Below are 21,606 nucleotides of genomic sequence, written 5' to 3' on the forward strand. Positions count from 1 at the left end.
CCGGGTCCCGCAGACCATCTGGTCTGCGGGACCCGGTGCGACAGCGGGACCGGCGCATCGGATGCGCGCATCGGATGCGCCTCGGACATGGGACAGAGGCTCTCCTGGGTCCCGCTGACGACTGGACCCGCCTTCTGTGCGAATTATGGCACTTCCTGTCGTTTCTCTGTGTTTCGTTGCTATTCTCCGGTCGGAGTTACGGCGTGATCGCCATCGCCACACGATTCCCCGTATGAGTTCTGGTCCCCGCGAGAACGGTGTCAGCTCTATGGTTCCGCCAACCGCGCCCGCCGGCCCCGATCTTGTCGCCGCAGACAACGCTCTGGGTCACATCCTGCGCCGCCTCGAACACGAGGCCGCCGATCCGGATGTCACGCACTTCGCCGAGTTCGAATCGTCGATCGACTTTGAAGCACCGATGCGGTGATCTCTCCGCCGGTCCCGCCAACTCCGGTGTGCCTGCGGCAGTTCATCCTCAAGGTGCACAGCCAGTGCAACCTGGACTGCGACTACTGCTACGTCTACCACTCCGCCGACACCAGCTGGCGCGACAAGCCGCGCCTCATGGAAGCGGCTGTGGCCGAGCAAGTGGCCCTGCGTATCGCCGAGCACGCCGTGGCTCACCGGCTGCCCGACGTCCGGATCGTGCTGCACGGCGGGGAGCCGTTGCTTCTCGGGGCCGGGCGGCTGGGGGAACTGCTCGATGTCCTCGCGCGGGGACTGGCGAGGGCGGGGGTGCCCGTCCGTTTCTCGATGCAGACCAATGGCGTGCTGCTCACCCCCGACACCCTGGACGTGCTCCACCGGCATCGGGTGGGCGTCAGTGTCAGCCTCGACGGCACGCAGGCCGGCCATGACCGACACCGGCGCCTCCTGAAGGGCGAGGGGAGTCACCGGCGGGTGATGGAGGGACTCGGCCGACTGGGAGAGCCCAGGTACCGCGTCCTGTACGCAGGCCTGCTGTGCACGATCGATCTGGCCAACGACCCCGTCGACACCTACGAGGCGCTGCTGGCCTCACACCCTCCTCGCGTTGACCTCCTGCTGCCGCACGGCACTTGGGACACACCGCCCCCCGGACTCGCGGATCGGATGAACCGGGTACCCGCTGTCCCGCCGGTGACCGTCCGCGCAGTGACGGACAACTCGGGGGAGACGCCGTACGCCGACTGGCTGCGGCGGGTGTTCGACCGTTGGTACGACGCCCCCGTACGGGAGACGGGCGTCCGGCTCTTCGAGGAGCTGATGGCCGGCCTCCTCGGCGGCTCGATGCGCACCGAGTCCGTCGGGCTGGCCCCGGCGACGCTGGCCGTCATCGAGACCGACGGTTCCATCGAGCAGTCCGATTCCCTCAAGGTCGCCTACCAAGGCGCTCCGGAGACAGGGCTCGACGTCTTCCGCAACACTCTCGACGACGTCCTGGAACAGCCTCTGATCCGTCAACGGCAGTCGGGCGCCGACGGGCTGGGGCCCACCTGCGGGCGCTGCCTGCTGCTCGGCGTGTGTGGGGGCGGGCTCTTCGCCCACCGGTACGCCTCCGGGAGCGGCTTCAGTAACCCTTCCGTCTACTGCGCCGACCTGGCAGCGCTGACCCTGCACATCCGGGCCCGGGTGCGGGCCGATATCGCTCCGGCGCCGTAGGAGCCTGTCCGAGCCGGATGTCGGAGGCGCGTACGGTAGGGTTTACCTGCGCGTTCACATGACACTCCGTGGACACGCGACGGGACGTGGCGCAGCTTGGTAGCGCACTTGACTGGGGGTCAAGGGGTCGCAGGTTCAAATCCTGTCGTCCCGACTCGTGAGAGTCGTGGATCCGGGGCCGTTTCGGAGCAATCCGAAACGGCCCCTCGATCTTTCTCGGGGACCAAATGGGGGACCGGCCCCCCTTGGCCGTGGTGGTGGGCCACCGCGATCGGGCTCGCCGGGGAGCGCGGGGCGGCGCCCCAGCGACCGGCCCGGCACCATCGCCGGCCCCGGACGGAATGGCGAAGCCGACTCTTCCGCCGCACCGGGCCGAGACGGAATCCCTGCGCGCATGAGTCCCCGCCGGAAGACCGGCGGGGACTCATGCGTAGAACGCGGTCGTGAGGTGTGGGGTCAGCTGCAGACCACGTAGACCGTAAGGGTGCTGAGGGCAGCCGCCGTCGCGGTCACGGTCCAGTGGTCCCCGCTCGGGAAGGTCTCCGCGAGGACGGTGGCGAGGCCGCTGGCGGACAGGCCTCCTGAGATGGGCACGGTGCCGGCCGGGCATGACGGGGAGTCGTAGGACGTTTCGACGGCCAACAGGACGCTGTAGTCCTGGGTGAGGATCGTTGCGTCCACAGGGCCGGTGGGGCCGGTGGGGCCGGTGGGGCCCGTGGCACCCGTGGCACCCGTGGCGCCGGTGGCACCCGTGGCGCCCGTGGCGCCGTCGACGCCGTTGGTGCCGTCGATACCGTTGGTGCCGTCAGCGCCGGTGGGTCCGGTGGGGCCCGTGGCGCCGGTGGCGCCGGTGGCGCCGTCGACGCCGTTGGTGCCGTCGATACCGTTGGTGCCGTCAGCGCCGGTGGGTCCGGTGGGGCCCGTGGCGCCGGTGGCGCCGGTGGCGCCGTCGATGCCGTTGGTGCCGTCGATACCGTTGGTGCCGTCAGCGCCGGTGGGTCCGGTGGGGCCCGTGGGGCCCGTGGCGCCGGTGGCGCCGTCGACGCCGTTGGTGCCGTCGATACCGTTGGTGCCGTCAGCGCCGGTGGGTCCGGTGGGGCCCGTGGGGCCCGTGGCGCCGGTGGCGCCGTCGACGCCGTTGGTGCCGTCGATACCGTTGGTGCCGTCAGCGCCGGTGGGTCCGGTGGGGCCCGTGGGGCCCGTGGCGCCGGTGGCGCCGTCGACGCCGTCGACGCCGTCGATACCGTTGGTGCCGTCAGCGCCGGTGGGTCCGGTGGGGCCCGTGGGGCCCGTGGCGCCCGTGGCGCCGTCGACACCATCGGCACCGTCAGCACCCGTCGGGCCGGTGGGTCCCGTGGGGCCGGTCTCGCCCCGCTGGCCGTTGCCGCCGTCGCCGTAGTCGCCGTAGTCACCCTGGTCGTCGCCACTCGGGTTGGTGGCAGAGGCTCTGTTGGCGACCGTCTTCGTGTGCTCCATCGCGAGAGCGGGGCTGGCCAGGCCCGTGAGCACGAGAGCGAGGGATGCAAGGCTGCTGCCCGCAATCCAGGTGCTCCGCCTGGGGAGCGGGCCAAGTGAGGAACGTGTCCTGGAGTCAGGACTCATGCGGTCTCCTGATTTCGCGAAGTCGAATAGTCACGCCGCCCCGGCAGGGGCGACACACCCATCATTACCATTTGTCACGGTTTGCGCACTTTGTGTGATGTGCTGCCCTGTCGGGGGCCACCCGCCGCTCGCCTCACTTCTCTTGTCGTGCCCATGACATGCATCCGACTTCGACGTGAACGGCCGACTCCGGGACGCCTGTGGAGTGTGTCCACTCCGTGAGGCAAGGGTGGCTACCGAAATCCGCCTGCTTCCTACGCTCCGCCCGGCTCGCTCACAACGAGAATCACCGTTGCGCCGGCAACCCTTGTGTCGAAGTGGCTCAAGTGATTACGGCGACTTTTTTCCACGTGATTCAGGATTTATCGTCATGCCCGATCGAAAACTCGAAGGTGGGGTCAGAGGAATGAAACCGACCATCTCCCTCTGTGTGATTCGAAAATTCCTCGATGGTGTCCCCGGCGAGCTGTACGGCGCCACCCCTGGGTTGACTTCGGGGACAAGGGCATTCTCAATGTCGAACGCGCTCGCGGAAAAGTGGACCACCTGCTTCTGGTGGACGCGGGCATGACCAATCGGCGAGAAGAGTCATTTCCTCCACTGCCCTGTGAGTCCTGTATGATCCCGCGCGCCGGCCCGCCTACCCGATCAAGCATCTCGTCCGCGGCGATTTGCACGGGCGCTACGAAGGCGTGACACGCGAGTACCTGACTGCCGATGAGGAGCGCGGACAGGAGTGCGTTCTGCCTGGCCCGGACCAGGCGTGACATGGGACGCAGTGCAGAGGTGATCGCCCCCTGCGGAACCGGCACGGAACCTTGCGGAGAGGGGTGGCTGGGTGGAGGGGATCTATTACGCACTCACGCAGGCAGGAATCCTCAAGGATGAGTCCGGTGACTGGCCGGGAACCAGGAATACCCTCTGACGGGCACGGGCAGCAGTCGCAGCGTCTTGAAGATGTGGGGGCTGCCCTTCGAATATTTTGGAAACGAATTGTCCGCAAAACCGCGGAGTCGTGATTGTGCCGTCGCCCGTCAGGCCGGAAAATCGAACAGTATCCAGGGGGACGTCCCGGGTGGTCCGTCGCAGGTTCAGAACCTGTCGTTCCGACTTGTGGAGAAGCAGGTTGGAAGCCGTATCGGTGTATGTCGATGCGGCTTTTTTCTTGAGGGTGAGCTGGTGCGCGCCCGCTCACAGTACGGCCGGTTGTTGAAGTCGCCCGTGCTTTTCCACAGACAGTAGGCCGCCTGGATGTTCCATTCGGGATCCAGTGCCTTGCGCGGAGTTCCGCCGAGTTTCGACGGACGGGCGTCGGAGTCCGGAAGACGCCCCGGTTCCTGGTGCCGTTGGTGTTCGGCAGCATGCGGAGGGGGTCGAGGAAGGACTGGCAGTCGGCGATCGCGACCGCATGGTCGGGCTCCTCGGCGAACACCTGGCGGACGCGTTGCCTCTCACGGAGAGGCATGTGCGGCGGTCGTTCGCGCGGGACTCAGCCGCCGCCGTCGAGGTCGGCACACCGGCGCAGCACGTGCAGTTCGTGGCCGTCGAGCCGCATCTCGTAGAGCTTGCCGCGCGCGTTCTCGAAGGGGCGGTGGAGGATCATCATCAGCCGGCCGTCGAAGGTGCGGAACAGCATGCCGTGGCCACTGTCCTCGCGGACCAGGGGCCGCTGCTGGTCCCACGGCCCCGCGAGGTCGCCGGACCTGGAGACCGCGTACGTCTGCACATAGCCGCCGCTGATGGTGCCGTCGGCGCCGGCCACGTTCTTCTCGTACGTCGACCACAGCATGAGCAGGGAGTTGTCGGGAGTCCGGTACAGCTGGGGGCCGTCGGTGATGTACGGCGCGAGCTGGTGCGGCACTCCGCCGGGGATCTGCTCGGTGAGCCAGGACGCGTCCGAGGCCTTGAACAGGAAGACAGGGTCCCCGATGGTCCCGGTCAGGTCCGGCGCCAGCCGGATCGCCTCCATGGTTCCGTCGACGGTCTGCAGCCACTCGTGCGCGTACACCATCCAGGGCTGCCCGGACGGGTCGACGTAGAGGGTGCCGTCGAGGGTCATGAGGTTCTCGGGTGGAGTGGGGCGTGCGGGGTCGACGACGGTGAACGGGCCCAGCAGCGAGTCGGAGGCGGCTGTGATCGTGCCGCGCATGTGGTTCGGGAGCCGGAAGGGGGTGCCCCACCGGTTGGCCGGTGGCACATCGAGCGGTTTGTCCTCGTCGTGCAGCGTGGTGAGCAGGTAGTACCGGCCGTCCCACGCGTGCACCTCCGGCGCCCACGCCCCTTCGGTCGCCCAGATGCCCTTCTGCTCGGCCGTCCGGAAGACCACGACGGGGCGCGTCCAGTCCCGCAGGTCGGCGCTGCGGTAGACCATCGTGCCGGTGCCGTCCACGCCCGAAACGGTCGGGTCGTTGGACGTGTAGAGGTAGTAGGTGCGGGTTCTGTCGTCGGCGACCACGAACGGGTCGTGCAGCGGCATGTCGGGAAGCCGCATGGCGGGAAGGTGCTTCGGGTCGCTCTTGGTCACGGTCACGGTCGAAGAATAGTGAGCGGGGAGCCTTGACTTCGCGTGCGCTCCAAGTTGAAGACTCCCGTTCAGGCCCGAGATCCGGGTGGAACGGGAGGCAACGGCATGAAGTACCGCACGATAGGCAGTGATCCGGGGACCCGCCGTGAGGTGAGTGTGCTGGCGCTCGGCGCGATGCTGTTCGGCTCGCGGACCGACGAGAAGACATCCTTCGCGGTGCTCGACCGCTACGTCGAAGCGGGTGGGAACTTCATCGACACGTCCGACAACTACGCGTTCTGGATCGACGGAGGGCAGGGCGGGCAGAGCGAGGAACTGCTCGGACGGTGGCGGCGCAGCCGGGGCATCGGCAACGAGATCGTCATCGCCACCAAGCTCGGCGCCCGGCCCCTCGCGCCCGGCACCAGCTATGTCGACAACGCGGAAGGGCTTTCGGCGAAGGTCATCCGGGAGTCGGCGGAGCGCAGCCGGGAGCGGCTCGGGGTGGAGCGGCTGGACCTGCTCTACGCACACATCGAGGACCGTACGGTGTCGGCGCGGGAGACCGTCGAGGGGTTCGCGGAGCTCGTCGCGGAGGGCACGGTCGGGCTGCTCGGCGCGAGCAACCACGCCGTGTGGCGGGTGGAGCGGGCCCGCGCCCTCGCCGCCGCGGCCGGGCTGCCCGGCTACGAGGTGCTCCAGTACCACCACAGCTATCTGCGACCGCGCACCGACGTCCCCAACGACCTCTGGGCGGACGGCACCCTCGGCGCGACCACCGCCGAACTGTTGAGCTATCTGGAGGCCGAGCCGGCCCTCACCCTGGTCGCCTACTCACCGCTGCTCACGGGCGGGTACGTGCGGCCGGACAAGCTGCAGCCGGACTACGACCACCCGGGTACCCCCGCCCGGACGAAGGTGCTGGGCGAGGTGGCGCGGGAGACCGGTGCGACCGTCAACCAGGTCGTGCTCGCCTGGCAGTTGGGTGGCCGGTTCCCGATCGTTCCGCTGGCCGGGGTGTCGTCGGTGGCGCAGTTGGAGGAGAACCTGGGGGCGGTGGAACTGGAGCTGACGGAGGAGCAGCGGGTCAGGCTGGACGCCGCGCACTGAACCACGCGGGCCGGGCGCACCCGTCCTCGGTCACGCCGCCTTCTGAAGGTTCCCGTCCTCGTTCCCGCCGGCCTTCCGGCAGTCCCGGTCCCGGGTCACGCCCGAGCGACGTTCGCCGTGAGCAGCCGCAGCAACTGCTTGGCCATGGTGTGCTGTTCGGGGGTCAGCCCCATGGCCTCGCCGATGTCCACGGGAACGGTCCGGGCCCGCTCCTCGAGCCGGGCGCCCGACTCGGTCAGGCGGATGGAGACCGAGCGCTCGTCGTCCGTGCGGCGCTCGCGGCGGAGCACGCCGCCGGCCTCCAGGCGCTTCAGGAGTGGGGAGAGCGTGCTGGACTCCAACTGGAGCGCGGCTCCCAGGTCGCGTACGGAGATCGAGTCCTGCTCCCAGAGCACGAGCATGACCAGGTACTGCGGATAGGTCAGTCCCAGCTCGTCGAGCAGCGGCCGGTAGCGGGCGGTGACCGCGCGCGAGGCGGCGTACAGGGCGAAACAGAGCTGGTCGTCCAGGAGCAGACTCCGCTCCGGCGCCGAGGCCGGGTCCTGGGCCGTTCCGGTCGTGCTCACGATGTCGCCGACTGTGCTCACGGTGTCGCTCCTCCGCCCTGTGCTCTGCATGACGATCACCCACCCTACCTTCAAGTCCCCCCGACTCTATTGTGTGTCATTTAGTCGGCCACGATTTAATCGTGCGATGTGCCGGGGTGTGGCGTCAGGGCGTCCGTGGGGCGGGCGCTACGGACGGACCAGCGGGGCCTGGCGCATGACGGCCCAGCGCGAGGCGGCCGGGAGGGGGATCTGCTCCACCTTGACGTCCAGGAGCGAGTGGCGGTAGCGGCAGGTCGGGGGAGTGTCGACCAGGAGAAGGCAGGTGACGGTCGTACCGCAGCCGATGAGGCCCGGACCGATCCTCAGCTCGGAACCGTGGAGGGTGACGGGCGGGGGTTCGGCCGCGCTGGGCTCCGCTTCGGTGGCGACCAGCTCCACGTAGGGCACGCCGAGGTCCACCCGGATCGGCTGACCGCGGTCGAAGGCGCCGCTCGGGATGTCCCGCCGGCCCGGATTGGTGAGGACGATCCGTACCAGGTGGGGATCGGCCAGCAGCGTGCCGTTGCACCGGATCTCCAGCGCGCCGCCTACCGGCTCGTGGACCAGCGGGGCATGGCTCGTCGCATACGTGAGCCGGCGTCTGGGATGCGCCGCGCGCAGTGCGGCCCAGATCGCGCCGCAGCCCATGAGGACGGCCACCGCGACACCGGCGGCCGTCCACAACGTCTGCGACGCGTAGAAGGCGCCGGAGGCGAGGAGTCCGGAGACGGGACCGGACGCGACGTCCACCCAGTCAGATGTCCCGTGCATGGGCGGCTTCCCGTGGACAGGGGCCACCCGGCCACCCCGAACGTGCCCCGCCGACGAGCCTCCGCCATGCGGCGGGCCGGAACACCAGCCCCGGCCCGTCGGTGTCCTTGGAGTCCCGGACGGCTATCAGGTTCTCGACGAAGGCCACCTCCACACAGGCGCCGTTGCCCGAGCTGCGGCTGCTCCTGTGCCAGAGCGCGTTCCTCAGTGCCGTCGGCTCGACCTGCGGGGCCCGTCGCCCGTCGTCCGTGCTCGTCATCGGCTCCGCATCTCCCTCGCGATGTTCTCCAGCGTGGCGGGCGTCTCCTGCGGATCCGGGGCCGCTGCCCGCACCAGGTCGAAGGTCTGGACGAAGGCGCGTACGTCGCGCTCCTTCTCCAGGTACACGTTGCCGGCGATGGAATTGACGTAGACCACGGTCGGTGTGTGGCCCTCGAACTCCAGCAGCGAGAACATCCCGGCCAGCGCCGCGTGCGCGCCCTTGGCCGTCGGCATGATCTGGATGGTGACGTGGGGCATGGCCGTCGCCTCGGCCAGGTGGGCGAGCTGGGCCGCCATCACCTCCGGGCCGCCGACCGGGCGCCGCAGCGCGCTCTCCTCGACCACCACCCACAGCTCCAGCGGGTCCGGGTCACGGGTCAGCAGCGCCTGGCGCTCCTTGCGGAACCGCACCAGCTGATCCACCTCGTACGGTTCGTTCGGGCGCGCGGCGGAGATCACGGCGCGGGCGTAGTCCTCGGTCTGGAGCAGTCCGTGCACGAACGTGGGCTCGTACGAGCGCAGCGCGCGGGCGTCGGACTCCAGCCCGGCGTACGTGGCCATGCCGGAGGGGAGGACCTCGCCGTAGTGGGCCCACCAGCCCTGCTGCTGCGCGTCCTTGTGGATCTGCAGCACGGTCTCGATCTGCGCCGGGTCGGTGACGCCGTACCACCCCAGCAGGTCCCGTACGTCCCGTGCCTTGATGGGGGCCTGGCCCGTCTCCACCCGGCTGATCTTGGACATGGAGCATTCGAGGTGGGCCGCGACCTCCTCGATCTTCCGGCCGGCGTGCTCACGCAGGCGCCGCAGCTCCGCCCCCAGCTGCCGTCGCCGTACCGTCGGTCCCCCCGCCATGGCCATCGCTTCTCCCCACGGTGATGCCTCGCGTGACGCAAGTGTGCCGACCGCTCAACTTGCTTGTCCCCGGCCCGAGTTCAGAATACACATGTGACTGACGCAATTGCGTGGAGGAAGTCCCTTTGGGTGCGGGAGAGGTCGAAAGTGGGCAGAAAGCACACCGCCCCGGCCGGGAACGATCCCGGCCGGGGCGGCGCCGTGCGGACCCGCAGATCCGCGCAGGGTGTGTGTCAGGGTCAGGCGAAGTTCGCCAGCGCCTCGTTCCACGTGGTCGACGGACGCATGACCGCGGTGGCCTTGGCCGGGTCGGGCTGGTAGTAGCCGCCGATGTCGGCCGGCTTGCCCTGGACGGCGATCAGCTCGTCGACGATGGTCTGCTCGTTCGCCGTGAGGGTCTCGGCGAGCGGGGCGAAGGCCTTGGCCAGGTCGGCGTCGTCGGTCTGGGCGGCCAGCTCCTGGGCCCAGTACAGGGACAGGTAGAAGTGGCTGCCGCGGTTGTCGATGCCGCCGACGCGACGCGACGGGGACTTGTCCTCGTCGAGGAAGGTCGCCGTGGCGCGGTCGAGGGTGTCGGCGAGGACCTTGGCGCGGGTGTTGCCGGTGACCTGGGCGTACTGCTCCAGGGACGGGACCAGGGCGAAGAACTCACCCAGGGAGTCCCAGCGCAGGTAGTCCTCCTTGACCAGCTGCTGGACGTGCTTCGGGGCGGAGCCGCCGGCGCCCGTCTCGAAGAGGCCGCCGCCCGCCATCAGCGGGACGACCGACAGCATCTTGGCGCTGGTGCCCAGCTCCAGGATCGGGAACAGGTCGGTGAGGTAGTCACGCAGCACGTTGCCGGTCACCGAGATCGTGTCCTCGCCGCGGCGGATGCGCTCCACCGACAGCTTGGTGGCGTCGACCGGGGCGAGGATCCGGATGACCAGGCCCTCGGTGTCGTGCTCGTCCAGGTAGGCGTTGACCTTGGCGATCAGGTTGGCGTCGTGCGCGCGGGTCTCGTCCAGCCAGAACACCGCCGGGTTGCCGGTGGCGCGGGCGCGGGTGACGGCCAGCTTCACCCAGTCGCGGATCGGGGCGTCCTTGGTCTGGCAGGCGCGGAAGATGTCGCCGGCCGAGACCGCCTGCTCGATCACCACGTTGCCGGCCTGGTCGACGAGGCGGACCGTGCCGGTGGTCGCGATCTCGAAGGTCTTGTCGTGGGAGCCGTACTCCTCGGCCTTCTGCGCCATGAGGCCGACGTTCGGGACCGAGCCCATGGTCGACGGGTCGTAGGCGCCGTTGGCACGGCAGTCGTCGACGACGACCTGGTAGACACCGGAGTACGAGGAGTCCGGGAGCACCGCGAGGGTGTCGGCCTCCTGGCCGTCCGGGCCCCACATGTGGCCGGAGGTGCGGATCATGGCCGGCATCGAGGCGTCGACGATGACGTCGGACGGCACGTGCAGGTTGGTGATGCCCTTGTCGGAGTCGACCATCGCCAGCTCCGGGCCCTCGGCGAGCTCGGCGTCGAAGGAGGCCTTGATCTCGGCGCCCTCGGGCAGGGCCTCCAGGCCCTTGTAGATGCCGCCCAGACCGTCGTTCGGGGACAGACCGGCCGCTGCCAGCGTCTCGCCGTACTGCGCGAACGTCTTCGGGAAGAAGGCGCGCACCACGTGACCGAAGACGATCGGGTCGGAGACCTTCATCATCGTGGCCTTGAGGTGCACGGAGAACAGCACGCCCTCGGCCTTGGCCCGGGCGATCTGCGCGGTCAGGAACTCGCGCAGCGCGGCGACACGCATCACGGAGGCGTCGACGACCTCGCCCGCGAGGACGGGTACGGACTCGCGCAGCACGGTGGTGGAGCCGTCGTCGCCGACCAGCTCGATCCTCAGCGCATCGGCCTCGGAGATCACCACGGACTTCTCGGTGGAGCGGAAGTCGTTCTCGCCCATGGTCGCGACGTTCGTCTTCGAGTCGGCGGACCAGGCGCCCATGCGGTGCGGGTGTGTCTTGGCGTAGTTCTTGACCGAGGCGGGGGCGCGGCGGTCGGAGTTGCCCTCACGCAGGACCGGGTTCACGGCGGAACCCTTGATCTTGTCGTAGCGGGCGCGGATCTCGCGCTCCTCGTCGGACTTCGGGTCGTCCGGGTAGTCCGGCAGCGCGTAGCCCTGGCCCTGCAGCTCGGCGACGGCGGCCTTGAGCTGCGGGATCGACGCCGAGACATTCGGCAGCTTGATGATGTTCGCCGCGGGCGTCTTGGCCAGCTCGCCCAGCTCCGAGAGGGCGTCCGGGATGCGCTGGCCCTCCTCCAGGTACTCCGGGAAGACGGCGATGATGCGCCCGGCCAGCGAGATGTCACGGGTCTCGACGGAGACACCGGCCTGCGAGGCGTACGCCTTGATCACGGGCAGGAACGAGTGGGTCGCCAGGGCGGGCGCCTCGTCAGTGTGCGTGTAGATGATGGTCGAGTCAGTCACCGGGTGCTCCGCTCCACGTCTGCAACATTGCTCGACATCAAGATATCTCGTGCGCGGGCGGGACTCGACAGGGGCCGGGGTGTGGGGGTGCGTGACCCCACGGATGTTCTCCGCCCCCGCCGCCCCTACCCGTCCCATCTTCAAGGGCCGCGTGCCCCTTCGGCCCCCGCCACAGACTCGGGGCTCCGCCCCGGACCCCGTTCGCGCAGTTCCCCGCGCCCCTTTTCAGGGGCGCGGGGACGAACACCTAGGGCGCCACCTCGACCGACGCCTCACGCTGATGCGGGATCTCCACGCTGCCCCCGCCCGTCTGCAAGGTGATCGCCCGCCGGGGCACCGGCACGCTGATCCCCTCGGCCCGGTACCGCTTGTGCAGGCGCTTGATGAACTCGTGCTTGATCCGGTACTGGTCGCTGAACTCCCCGACCCCGAGGATCACGGTCATTCCGATGCGGGAGTCACCGAAGGTGTGGAAGCGCACGGCGGGCTCGTGATCCGGGACCGCGCCCTCGACCTCCTTCATGGTCTCGGCGATGATCTCGTTGGTGACCCGCTCGACATGCTCCAGGTCGCTGTCGTAGCCGACGCCCACCTGCACGAGCAGGGTCATGTCCTGCTCGGGCTGGTTGAAGTTGGTCATGTTGGTGCCGGCGAGCTGGCCGTTGGGGATGATCACCAGGTTGTTGGAGAGCGACTTGATCGTCGTCTGCCGCCAGTTGATGTCGACGACATAGCCCTCCTCGCCGCTGCTCAGCTTGATGTAGTCGCCCGGCTGGACCGTCTTCGACGCGAGGATGTGGATGCCCGCGAAGAGGTTGGCAAGGGTGTCCTGGAGGGCCAGCGCCACCGCGAGACCGCCGACGCCCAGTGCCGTGACCAGCGGGGCGACCGGGATGCCCAGGGTTTGCAGGATCACCAGGCAGCCGATCGCGAGGACCGTGACCCGGGTGATGTTCACGAAGATCGTGACCGAACCCGCGACCCCGGCCCGGGACTGGGCGAGCGAACGCACCAGGCCGGCGATCACCCTGGCCGACGTGATCGTGGCGACGAGGATGAACAGCACCGTCAGGCACTGGTTCACGTTGTGCTGCACGGTCTTCGTCAGTGGCAGCACCGCCGCCGCGGCGGCCGCGCCGCCGACGAACGCGCCCCAGGGGACCAGGGAGCGCAGTGTGTCGACGATGACGTCGTCACCGCCCCAGCGGGTCTTCGTGGCGTGGCCGCCGAGCCAGCGCAGCAGCAGCCGCAGCAGGAACGCGGCCAACAGGCCCGCGGCCAGAGTGATTCCGGCCACGAGGTAGTCGTCTAGGGTGAGGGCCCGGGTCATCGGTCACCTCCCGAGTGACGCGCGGAGCGGCCGACGGGCCGTATGTCAGGTCCCGTGGGCCGTATGTGATGTGTCGTCACCTTGCCACCTGCTCGAATTCGAGATGCACGATCAGCGCCTGCCCGGATGCGTGTACGACGTCGGGCGCGACCGCTCATCCTGCCGTATCCGCACAGCTGATCGGCACCGGACCTGCGTGGATCGGCCGACGACCGGCCCCGCGTCCACAGGAATGTCCGGATGTGCACCGCGGTACGGCCGCCTCCGCCCGCCGGATCAGGGCAACATCCTCTTCCCGGATCCGCCGGTGTCCTCTTCCCGGATCCGCCGGGATCCGCCGGGATCCGCCGGTGTCCTCTTCCCGGATCCGCCGGTGTCCTCTTCCCGGATCCGCCGGGATCCGCCGGTGTCCTCTTCCGGGATCCGCCGGTGTCCTCTTCCGGGATCGGCCGGTGTTCTCCTTCCGGCACCGGCCGGCACCTCATCCGGCGTCAGATCACCTTCAGCCGGACCAGCGCGCCGAGCGTCAACGCGCCCGGCAGCAGCGGCAGCCAGACCGTGATGACGCGGAACGTCAGCACCACCGCGGTCGCCACGGCCACCGGACCGCCGGCCGCCACCAGGGCGACCACGAGCGCGGCCTCCACCGAGCCGAGACCGCCGGGAGTGGGCACGAGGGCGACAGCGACCGTGGCCGCGAGATACGCGAGCGCCATGTGCGTCACCGGGATGTCGAGCCCCAACGCCAGCCCCACGGCGACCAGTACGGCCGCCTGGAGCGCCGGGAACGCCAGCGAACCGCCCCAGAGCGCCAGCACACGCGCCGGCCGCATGTGCACCGAACGGGCCTCGCCCAGCGCCGTGCGCACGAACCCGAACACGGCCGTACGCAGCCGTCGTACGAGGAGAGCCACGGCCACGGCGGCGCACGCGACGGCGACGGCCGTGATCAGCAGGGGAGTCGACGTGCCGTCGGGCAGGAGCGGGCCGAGTCGCAGTGCCCGCGGGAACGCGAACAGCAGAGCCACCAGCAGGCCGACGCGGGCGACGGACTCGGCGAGCAGATACAGCGCGAGCGCCGCCGAAGAACGGGACAGCGACACCCCGCACACCGTCATGAACCGTAGGTTCACCGCGCTCGCGCCGAGGCCGGTCGGCAGCAGATGGTTCGCCGCGCCCGCCGCGAACTGGGTGGCCACCAGCCGCCCCGTCGGCAGCCGCTCGACGAGCGCCCCCTGCCGGGTCACGGCCGCCGCGACCCACGTCAGACAGGTCACGCCGACCGCCGCGACCAGCCAGGGCCACCGGGCGGTCGCCAGGTGGGTGAAGCCCTCGGCCAGAACGGAACGGTGCCGCACGGCGACCACCAGAACCATCACGAGGGGCAGCAGACAGAGGATCCGCCGCACCGGAACACGCCGGGTGGGCCGTCGGGGGAGTGGTATCGCTGTCACACCGGGAGAGGTTCTCCGGGCCCGGCCAACAGGGGGTTGCGGGCGCGGGGACGGCGGCTGACCGACGGCGGACTTCATCGCGTCGGGACGTACACCGTCCCAACCGGGCCTCGGCACCGTCCCAACCGGGCCTCTCCACCGTCCCAACCGGGCCTCTCCACCGTCCCAACCGGGCCTCGCCACCGTTCTCACCGCGCCATGGCGTGCGCCGTCCCGCGGCCTTGACCTCAAGCTTGGTCGAGGTCCTAGCGTCCTCCGTATGAGTATGGAGATCACCGCCTGGACCCAGCTGCAGGGCCTGATGACCGCCCAGCAACAGAACCGCCCCTTCGCCCGCGCGACGCTACGGCGTATCGGCGCCTTCGCCCGTCCACATCGTCGCCGTATCGCGTGGTTCGTCGCCCTCAGTGTCGTCACCGCGCTGCTCGCCGTGGCGACGCCGGTGCTCGCGGGGAGCGTCGTGGACGTGATCGTGTCGGCCGGGGACGAGACCCTCGTCGTCCGCCTTGCCGTGCTCATCGCCCTCATCGCGGTCGCCGAAGCGGCGCTGGGCCTGCTGGGCCGCCGCCTGTCTGCGACGCTCGGCGAGGGACTCATCCTCGATCTGCGGACCGCCGTCTTCGATCATGTGCAGCGCATGCCGGTCGCGTTCTTCACACGTACTCGTACGGGAGCGCTCGTCAGTCGTCTCAACAACGACGTCATCGGCGCCCAACGCGCCTTCAGCAACACCCTGTCCGGAGTGGTGAGCAACCTGGTCACCCTGCTGCTCACCCTCGCCGTCATGCTCACCCTCTCCTGGCAGATCACCCTGCTGTCACTCGTCCTGCTGCCCGTCTTCGTGATCCCCGCCCGGCGCATGGGCAGCCGCATGGCCCGGCTCCAGCGGGAGGCGGCCGACCTCAACGCGTCCATGGGCACCCGCATGACCGAGCGCTTCTCGGCGCCCGGTGCCACCCTGGTGAAACTCTTCGGACGGCCCGGAGACGAGTCCGCCGAGTTCGCCGAACGAGCCGGCCGGGTACGGGACATCGGCATCCGGACGGCGATGGCGCAGTCGGCGTTCATCACCGCCCTCACCCTCGTCTCGGCCCTCGCGCTCGCCCTGGTGTACGGCCTCGGCGGCTGGTTCGCACTGCGCGGCACCCTGGAGGCGGGCGCGATCGTGTCCCTGGCGCTGCTGCTGACCCGGCTGTACGCACCACTGACCGCGCTGGCCGGGGCGCGCGTGGAGATCATGAGCGCCCTGGTGAGCTTCGAGCGCGTCTTCGAGGTGCTGGACCTCAAGCCGCTCATCGAGGAGAAGCCGGACGCCCGTGAGGTGCCCGAGGGCCCCGTGGCCGTGGAGTTCGACGACGTCCGCTTCGGTTACCCGTCCGCCGACAAGGTCTCCCTCGCCTCCCTGGAGGAGGTGGCCTCCCTCGACACCCGAGGCGGTACCGAGGTCCTGCACGGCGTCTCCTTCCGCGCCGAACCCGGCCAGACCGTCGCCCTCGTCGGCTCCTCCGGCGCCGGCAAGTCGACCGTCGCCCAACTGTTGCCGCGGCTGTACGACACGGACGCGGGCACCGTCCGCGTCGGCGGCGTCGACGTACGCGACCTCAGCGCCGCGTCGCTGCGCGGCACCCTCGGCATGGTCACCCAGGACGGCCACCTCTTCCACGACACCGTCCGCGCGAACCTGCTTCTCGCCCGCCCCGACGCCACGGACGACGACCTGTGGGACGTCCTGCGCCGGGCCCGCCTCGACGACCTCGTACGGTCCCTGCCCGACGCCCTCGACACCGTCGTCGGCGAACGCGGCTACCGGCTCTCAGGCGGCGAACGTCAGCGCATGACCATCGCCCGCCTGCTCCTCGCCCGCCAGCGTGTCGTCATCCTCGACGAGGCCACCGCCCACCTCGACAACACCTCGGAGGCCGCCGTCCAGGAGGCCCTCGTGGAGGCGCTGGAGGGCAGGACCGCCCTGGTCATCGCCCACCGCCTGTCGACCGTACGCACCGCCGACCAGATCCTCGTCGTCGAGGCCGGCCGGATCGTGGAACGCGGCCGGCACGAGGAACTGCTCGCGGCGGACGGACGGTACGCGGAGCTGTACCGGACGCAGTTCGAGAAGACGGCGGAGTCCGTCGTGGAGGCGCCGGTCGCCGCCGTGTGAGCCGCGTAGGAGGCCCGCGGTTCCCCGGGGTCCATCCCCCGACACCGGTCGCCGCGCGGGCGGCACCGATCGGCTCGGACTCCGGGGAACCGCGGTGCACCGGCCGGACCGTGAGAAGGAGAACCGCGGGCACCCGGACTGCCCGTTCTCCCTCACGTCGACGGCGAGGTCCGAGTCGCCGGACAAAGACCCCGCCTCGGGGCTCGCCAAGGGCGCCGCGCGAGGGCCCGGGACGGCCGACACCCCCGGCCGGGGCGACGGGCCCTACGCACCGTCCGCTCCCGCACCGTGCGCCCGGTCCACCGGCAGCCGGTACACCGCGAAGGCGCGCCGGATGACCGGCTGGGCGACATTGCGGACCCGTACACCACCGCTGGTGATGCCGTGTTCTGTGCCCAAGTGTGCGTGGCCGTGGACGGCGAGGTCGGCGCCGGACTCGTCCATCGCCTCGGCCAGCAGATAGCTGCCGAGGAAGGGGTAGCTCTCCAGTGGCTCACCGACGAGCGTGTCCGGTACGGGGGAGAAGTGGGTGAGCGCGATACGGACCGCGCAGCCGTCCTGCGCCAACGCGTCGAGGGCGCGGCGCAGCTCGTCCGCGAGTGCCCGGGTGTGACGGACGAAGGCCTTCATCTCGGGTTCGCCGAACTCGCTGCCGCCGCGCCCGGCGAAGCCGCCGCCGAACCCCTTCGTCCCGGCGACCCCGACCCGTACCCCGTCGACCCGGACGACGGTTCCCTCGCCCTCCAGTACGGTCACGCCCGCGTCCCGCAGCACGGCCGTCACGTCCTCGGGGCGCTCGGCGTGGTGGTCGTGGTTCCCGAGGACGGCGATCACCGGAACCGGCAGCCCCGCCACCTCACCGGCGACGACCCGGGCCTCCTCCGGCGTGCCGTGGCGGGTGAGGTCCCCGGCGAGCAGCAGCAGGTCGGCGTGGTCGGGCAGCGTGTCGAAGGCAGGGCGGAGCAGACCTCGGCTGTCCGGGCCCAGATGGATGTCCCCGACGGCCGCGACCCGGATCACGACAGCTCCTCGGGACGGTGGTCGGGCACGGTGACGTCGGCCAGCGCGATGTCGGCCCGCACGGCCACGCCCGGCAGTTCCTCCGCCGCGATGCGCAGTATCTTCTCCCGGTCGGCCGGGGTGGACGCCGAGCCGGTGATGTGCACGGCGTCGCCGCGTGCCTCGATCCGCATCCCGAGTTCGGCCAGCTCGCTCCGGGCGAGCCGCTCCTCCAGGTGGGCTATGCGGTACTCGGAGTGCGCCGCCGGGTGTGCGGCACGGTTCCCCGGCCCGTTCACCGGTGAGTGGTCATGTCCTGTCGCCATCGCCGGTCTCCTCCGGCTCGATCACATTCAGGCGTTCCAGCAGATAGAGGAAGGCCGCCTGCATCGGCTCGGCACTCCTGCCGTACCCGGCTCCAGTCGATCTTCTCGCGCAGGGTGCGGGCGATCGGCAGCACGGCACCGAAGTCGCAGTAGTGCTCGGAGAACGCCCGGAGGCGCCCGACGAGCAGATCCGTCGCGGCGAGCACGGGCATCCACACGGACTGGACCGACAGCACCTCTGCCCGGTCCAGCAGTTCCCGGCTGACCGGCGCCCGGGACGGCCGGAAGATCAGGTCGACCTCCTGGCCCTGGCTCCGCGTCTTCAGCAGCCAGACCTCGGGCGGCTCGACCACGGTCAGCCCAGCGGCCTGAAGCGTGCCGGTGACCGCGCCGATGTCCTCCGGCAGCACACAGAAGTCGACGTCGTGCTGGAGCGTCCCCGGGCCGCCGTGCGCGTACACAGCGACCCCGCCCGCCAGCGCGAAGGAGTGCTCACCGGCCTTGAGCAGCGAGGCGACCTCCTTGGCCGCTTCCAGGATGGCCTGGGACCGATCGGGAGCAAGCCCGTCGTCGTCCGGGCCCGCGGGATCACCCATGTTTTCCACCCCGCTCGGGTCAGCAAACGGTCAGCATCGGGCGCGGGAGCGTCCCAGCTTGCTGACCAGGTGGCCGCCATGACAGGGGGTTTGGACACAGGCGCCTGGCTCCCGCTTGGGAACGTTCGCCGCGTGACCTGCTGCGCCACGATCACCTCGGCTGCGAGCGGGGCTGGTCCAAGGTCGGCAGGTCAGCTGGTTGCCCCGCCACCTGGGGGCAGCACGGGTAGGCCATGATGCGTGTCCGAGGGAGGGACGGGCGGCGCCCGACCCGTACATGCGACAGGGGAGCCTCCGTATCCGCCATGCCGCCGCCTCCCAGCAGCGATACTGGATGCATGGACACGACGATCAACGACCCCCGTGCCGAGGTGCTGCGAGACCGCTACCGTAGCCGACTGCCCGAGCGCTTGCAGGAGCTGGCCGGCCCCGTCGAGGGCAACGTGGACCTGCCCCTCCACATCGTCTGGTCCGGGAGGACGAGTTACAGCCTGGACCGTGCGAAGTCCCGCATGACGCTCTACCGGACCGTCCTCGCCGAAGGACTGAGTGAGGACCTGGTGGCTCTCCTGCATCACCGGCTGCTCACCGAGCAGTGGCCCGTCCTGCGGCGCTTGATCAGTCCCTACATCCGCGAGGTCTGGGAGGACGCCTTCCCTGAGCTGCTCCGCACTGCTCTCGCCGATACGACCGCCGCGTGAAGCTCACTCCGCTCCACGAGCGTCTCCTCGCTGACATCCTCGACCTCGGCTCCCCCTACCCGCTGGTCCTCACCGGTGGATACGCCGTGCAGGCCCACGGCCTGGTCGAACGCTTCAGCCGTGACCTCGACGTCGCCACCGAGAACCCCGCTCCGATGCAGGAGATCGTCGCCTCACTCACAGCAGGCCTCAGTGCGCGCGGATGGCGGACCACGCACGTCCAGACCGATCCCCTCAGCGGCCGGTTCCTCGTCACCGATCCGGACACCGGCGAGGAGTGCGAGGTCGACGTCCTCAAGGAGGCGTTCTGGGCTCCGCCTGCCCAGACCCCCTACGGCCCCGTTCTTTCCCTCGACGACGTGATCGGCACCAAGGTCCGTGCCCTCGCCGACCGCGGCACCGTCCGCGACCTCATCGACGTCCAGGCTGCCTCCCGCCACCGCTCCATCGCCGACCTCGAATCCCTGGGCCGCCGCCGCGCCCACGACGAGTTCAGCCTCGAAGACCTCCGGGACCGGCTCATCGGCGCGGACTGGTACGAGGATGAGGACTACACCGCGTACGGGCTCACCTCCCGACAGATCGAAGAACTCAAGGCGTGGGCGCTGGAGTGGGCGGAGGATCTGGGTGCGCGGATCCATGACGAGAACGCCTGAGAGGCGGTCGTCGCGTCCATCCCGCCTCTACCGCCGTTGCAACGAGAAAATGCGGTGTAACCCGCCCGTTCTCATCGAATCGATGAACTCGTACTTGCTCGCTACCGGGGATCCCTCGCGAATTACGCTGCGGGCTTTTTCAGGAAGGCGTTCTCCTGCTCAAGTTTCCGGTTCCGGCGTCGCAGCTCCTACAGCAGCCCGTGCAGCCGGGCGAGTTGATCCATCACTCGGATACCTGGTCGCGCTTGCTTCTGGGGGTGGTGGGATCGGGGTCTGCGGTGGTCCACGCCCACGATGAGCAAGGCACTTGGTCTGAACTGAGTCCGCCGCGATCCAGCATCTGCCCACGTGCGTGGGAGTGGAGCCTGCGAACGTGGAACAGGTGCTTACGGAAGGCGGTGTGTCTTCCCTTCCGGTTACGCAAGCGCTTATCTGACGTATCGTCAGATAAGTCTGTGTCTGGTCAGAGTCGGTCCTCGAGCATTCCGAGACCGGCGTTCGAACAGGTGGTTGGTCGGCGGCGATATGACAGCCTGGTTCGTACGGAAGCGCAGGCAGGGAGCCTTCGCGTCAGAATGAAGCGATGTTCCTCACAGTCTTCGAGTCCAACGTGCGCCCGTGTAGGGTGAAGAAAGCCCTTGACCTGCAGAAAGCAGGCAGGGAGCCGTCTTCCAGGAGTCCAAGATGCTGCGAACTTTGATCAAGTCCAAGATCCACCGCGCCACGGTCACCCAGGCCGACCTGCACTACGTCGGGTCCGTGACCATCGACGCCGACCTGCTGGACGCCGCCGACCTGCTGCCGGGCGAGCTCGTGCACATCGTCGACATCACCAACGGCGCCCGTCTGGAGACGTACGTCATCGAGGGCGAGCGAGGGTCGGGGGTCGTCGGGATCAACGGTGCCGCGGCCCATCTCGTCCATCCCGGGGACCTGGTGATCATCATCAGCTACGCTCAGGTCTCCGACGCCGAGGCCCGTGCCCTGGAGCCCAGGATCGTGCACGTGGACCGCGACAACCGGATCGTGGCCCTGGGCTCGGACGCCTCCGAGCCCGTGCCGGGTTCGGACCAGCGGCGCAGCCCGCAGGCCGTCACCGTCTGAGGCCACGCGGCCGCCCGGCGTCACTGATCCGCACGCGAGGAGTGCCATGAGCGACGTACAGATCCGTGACGACCGGGCAGCCGGCCGGCTGGAGGCCTTCGCCGGCGACGAACTGGCCGGTCACATCCAGTACTTCGTCCTCGAATCCCCACAGGGCGCGCTGGTCCCGGTCCACACGATCGTCGACTCCGCACACGAGGGACAGGGCATCGCGGGCTCACTGGCCCGGGAGTTGTACGGCATCGCGGCCCGCGAGGGCGTCGTCGTCGCGCCGCTGTGCCCTTACGTCGTCAGGTGGGCTGAACGCCACCCCGAGGAGGCCCCGGCCGTCGGTCCGGAGCTGCTACGGGCCGCCAAGGACTGGCTGATCGCCCACCCCGAGGGCTTCTGAGGAATCCGTCGGCGGGAGCCGGCACGGCGGCTCCCGTCGACCGGGGGACTGCCCGTGCGGGGGACGGGTACCCGTGCCACCGGTCCATCGCCGACGTACCTCATG

At 69.7% G+C, this 21,606-nt stretch carries 19 protein-coding genes, 1 tRNA gene and 1 pseudogene; 9 read left to right on the plus strand and 12 right to left on the minus strand.

What is annotated here, in order from left to right; all coding sequences use genetic code 11:
- Positions 1-232: 232 nt before the first annotated feature.
- From OG858_RS38970 to OG858_RS38980, 3 genes are all read left to right on the plus strand, one after another.
- Positions 233-427, plus strand: coding sequence for a hypothetical protein (locus tag OG858_RS38970; RefSeq protein WP_328543974.1), 195 nt, complete (start codon positions 233-235; stop codon positions 425-427).
- Positions 424-1,641 carry an FxsB family cyclophane-forming radical SAM/SPASM peptide maturase gene (locus OG858_RS38975; RefSeq protein WP_328543973.1) on the plus strand — a complete coding sequence of 406 codons (1,218 nt, stop codon included), beginning with the start codon at positions 424-426 and terminating at the stop codon, positions 1,639-1,641. The genes OG858_RS38970 and OG858_RS38975 overlap by 4 nt, the downstream gene beginning before the upstream one ends.
- Before the next feature lie 80 nt (positions 1,642-1,721).
- Positions 1,722-1,795, plus strand: a tRNA-Pro gene (locus OG858_RS38980).
- A gap of 302 nt (positions 1,796-2,097) precedes the next feature.
- Here the strand turns inward: OG858_RS38980 and OG858_RS38985 are convergent.
- Together OG858_RS38985 and OG858_RS38990 are read right to left on the minus strand one after the other, a co-directional pair.
- A complete protein-coding gene (locus tag OG858_RS38985) occupies positions 2,098-3,117 on the minus strand; it encodes a hypothetical protein (RefSeq protein ID WP_328543972.1) in 1,020 nt (339 codons plus the stop codon).
- Positions 3,118-4,732: 1,615 nt separating this feature from the next.
- On the minus strand, positions 4,733-5,734 hold the full coding sequence (locus OG858_RS38990) for a glycoside hydrolase family 43 protein (RefSeq protein WP_328545272.1): 1,002 nt from the start codon (positions 5,732-5,734) through the stop codon (positions 4,733-4,735).
- 138 nt (positions 5,735-5,872) lie between these two features.
- Here OG858_RS38990 and OG858_RS38995 point away from each other — a divergent pair, with 138 nt between their 5' ends.
- Entirely contained in the window at positions 5,873-6,856 is a 984-nt protein-coding gene (locus OG858_RS38995; protein ID WP_319266645.1) for an aldo/keto reductase, read from the plus strand.
- A 95-nt stretch (positions 6,857-6,951) separates the two neighbouring features.
- On the opposite strand, the gene OG858_RS39000 is transcribed toward OG858_RS38995, so the two are convergent.
- The 7 genes from OG858_RS39000 to OG858_RS39030 form a co-directional block, all read right to left on the minus strand.
- Positions 6,952-7,371, minus strand: coding sequence for a MarR family winged helix-turn-helix transcriptional regulator (locus tag OG858_RS39000; RefSeq protein WP_086750872.1), 420 nt, complete (start codon positions 7,369-7,371; stop codon positions 6,952-6,954).
- A 219-nt stretch (positions 7,372-7,590) separates the two neighbouring features.
- A complete protein-coding gene (locus OG858_RS39005; RefSeq protein WP_327725361.1) occupies positions 7,591-8,214 on the minus strand; it encodes a hypothetical protein in 624 nt (207 codons plus the stop codon).
- Positions 8,198-8,473 carry a DUF397 domain-containing protein gene (locus tag OG858_RS39010; RefSeq protein ID WP_086750868.1) on the minus strand — a complete coding sequence of 92 codons (276 nt, stop codon included), beginning with the start codon at positions 8,471-8,473 and terminating at the stop codon, positions 8,198-8,200. The genes OG858_RS39005 and OG858_RS39010 overlap by 17 nt, the downstream gene beginning before the upstream one ends.
- Positions 8,470-9,327 carry a helix-turn-helix domain-containing protein gene (locus OG858_RS39015; RefSeq protein ID WP_256960766.1) on the minus strand — a complete coding sequence of 286 codons (858 nt, stop codon included), beginning with the start codon at positions 9,325-9,327 and terminating at the stop codon, positions 8,470-8,472. Before OG858_RS39015 ends, OG858_RS39010 begins: the two co-directional genes overlap by 4 nt.
- A gap of 239 nt (positions 9,328-9,566) precedes the next feature.
- Positions 9,567-11,786, minus strand: a complete 2,220-nt coding sequence (locus tag OG858_RS39020; protein WP_086750870.1) for an NADP-dependent isocitrate dehydrogenase — start codon at positions 11,784-11,786, stop codon at positions 9,567-9,569.
- A gap of 247 nt (positions 11,787-12,033) precedes the next feature.
- Positions 12,034-13,116, minus strand: a complete 1,083-nt coding sequence (locus OG858_RS39025) for a mechanosensitive ion channel family protein (RefSeq protein WP_086746155.1) — start codon at positions 13,114-13,116, stop codon at positions 12,034-12,036.
- A 491-nt stretch (positions 13,117-13,607) separates the two neighbouring features.
- On the minus strand, positions 13,608-14,570 hold the full coding sequence (locus OG858_RS39030) for a lysylphosphatidylglycerol synthase transmembrane domain-containing protein (protein WP_328543971.1): 963 nt from the start codon (positions 14,568-14,570) through the stop codon (positions 13,608-13,610).
- 265 nt (positions 14,571-14,835) lie between these two features.
- Here OG858_RS39030 and OG858_RS39035 point away from each other — a divergent pair, with 265 nt between their 5' ends.
- A complete protein-coding gene (locus tag OG858_RS39035; RefSeq protein WP_319266704.1) occupies positions 14,836-16,728 on the plus strand; it encodes an ABC transporter ATP-binding protein in 1,893 nt (630 codons plus the stop codon).
- 264 nt (positions 16,729-16,992) lie between these two features.
- Here the strand turns inward: OG858_RS39035 and OG858_RS39040 are convergent, their stop codons facing one another.
- From OG858_RS39040 to OG858_RS39050, 3 genes and pseudogenes are all read right to left on the minus strand, one after another.
- Entirely contained in the window at positions 16,993-17,748 is a 756-nt protein-coding gene (locus OG858_RS39040; RefSeq protein WP_328543970.1) for a metallophosphoesterase family protein, read from the minus strand.
- On the minus strand, positions 17,745-18,053 hold the full coding sequence (locus tag OG858_RS39045; protein ID WP_328543969.1) for a hypothetical protein: 309 nt from the start codon (positions 18,051-18,053) through the stop codon (positions 17,745-17,747). The genes OG858_RS39040 and OG858_RS39045 overlap by 4 nt, the downstream gene beginning before the upstream one ends.
- A pseudogene (locus OG858_RS39050) lies at positions 18,037-18,649 on the minus strand (hypothetical protein). The gene OG858_RS39045 and the pseudogene OG858_RS39050 overlap by 17 nt, the downstream one beginning before the upstream one ends.
- Before the next feature lie 338 nt (positions 18,650-18,987).
- Between OG858_RS39050 and OG858_RS39055 the strand changes: the two are divergent.
- The 4 genes from OG858_RS39055 to OG858_RS39070 all read left to right on the plus strand — a co-directional run bounded on the left by OG858_RS39055 (position 18,988) and on the right by OG858_RS39070 (position 21,501).
- Entirely contained in the window at positions 18,988-19,350 is a 363-nt protein-coding gene (locus tag OG858_RS39055) for a hypothetical protein (protein WP_319266658.1), read from the plus strand.
- Entirely contained in the window at positions 19,347-20,006 is a 660-nt protein-coding gene (locus OG858_RS39060; protein ID WP_319266660.1) for a nucleotidyl transferase AbiEii/AbiGii toxin family protein, read from the plus strand. Before OG858_RS39055 ends, OG858_RS39060 begins: the two co-directional genes overlap by 4 nt.
- 684 nt (positions 20,007-20,690) lie before the next feature.
- Entirely contained in the window at positions 20,691-21,110 is a 420-nt protein-coding gene (gene panD / locus OG858_RS39065; protein WP_328543968.1) for an aspartate 1-decarboxylase, read from the plus strand.
- 46 nt (positions 21,111-21,156) lie between these two features.
- On the plus strand, positions 21,157-21,501 hold the full coding sequence (locus OG858_RS39070) for a GNAT family N-acetyltransferase (RefSeq protein ID WP_327725445.1): 345 nt from the start codon (positions 21,157-21,159) through the stop codon (positions 21,499-21,501).
- The last annotated feature ends 105 nt before the right edge of the window (positions 21,502-21,606 follow it).

This window comes from Streptomyces europaeiscabiei, assembly GCF_036346855.1.
Taxonomy (GTDB): Bacteria; Actinomycetota; Actinomycetes; order Streptomycetales; family Streptomycetaceae; genus Streptomyces; species Streptomyces europaeiscabiei.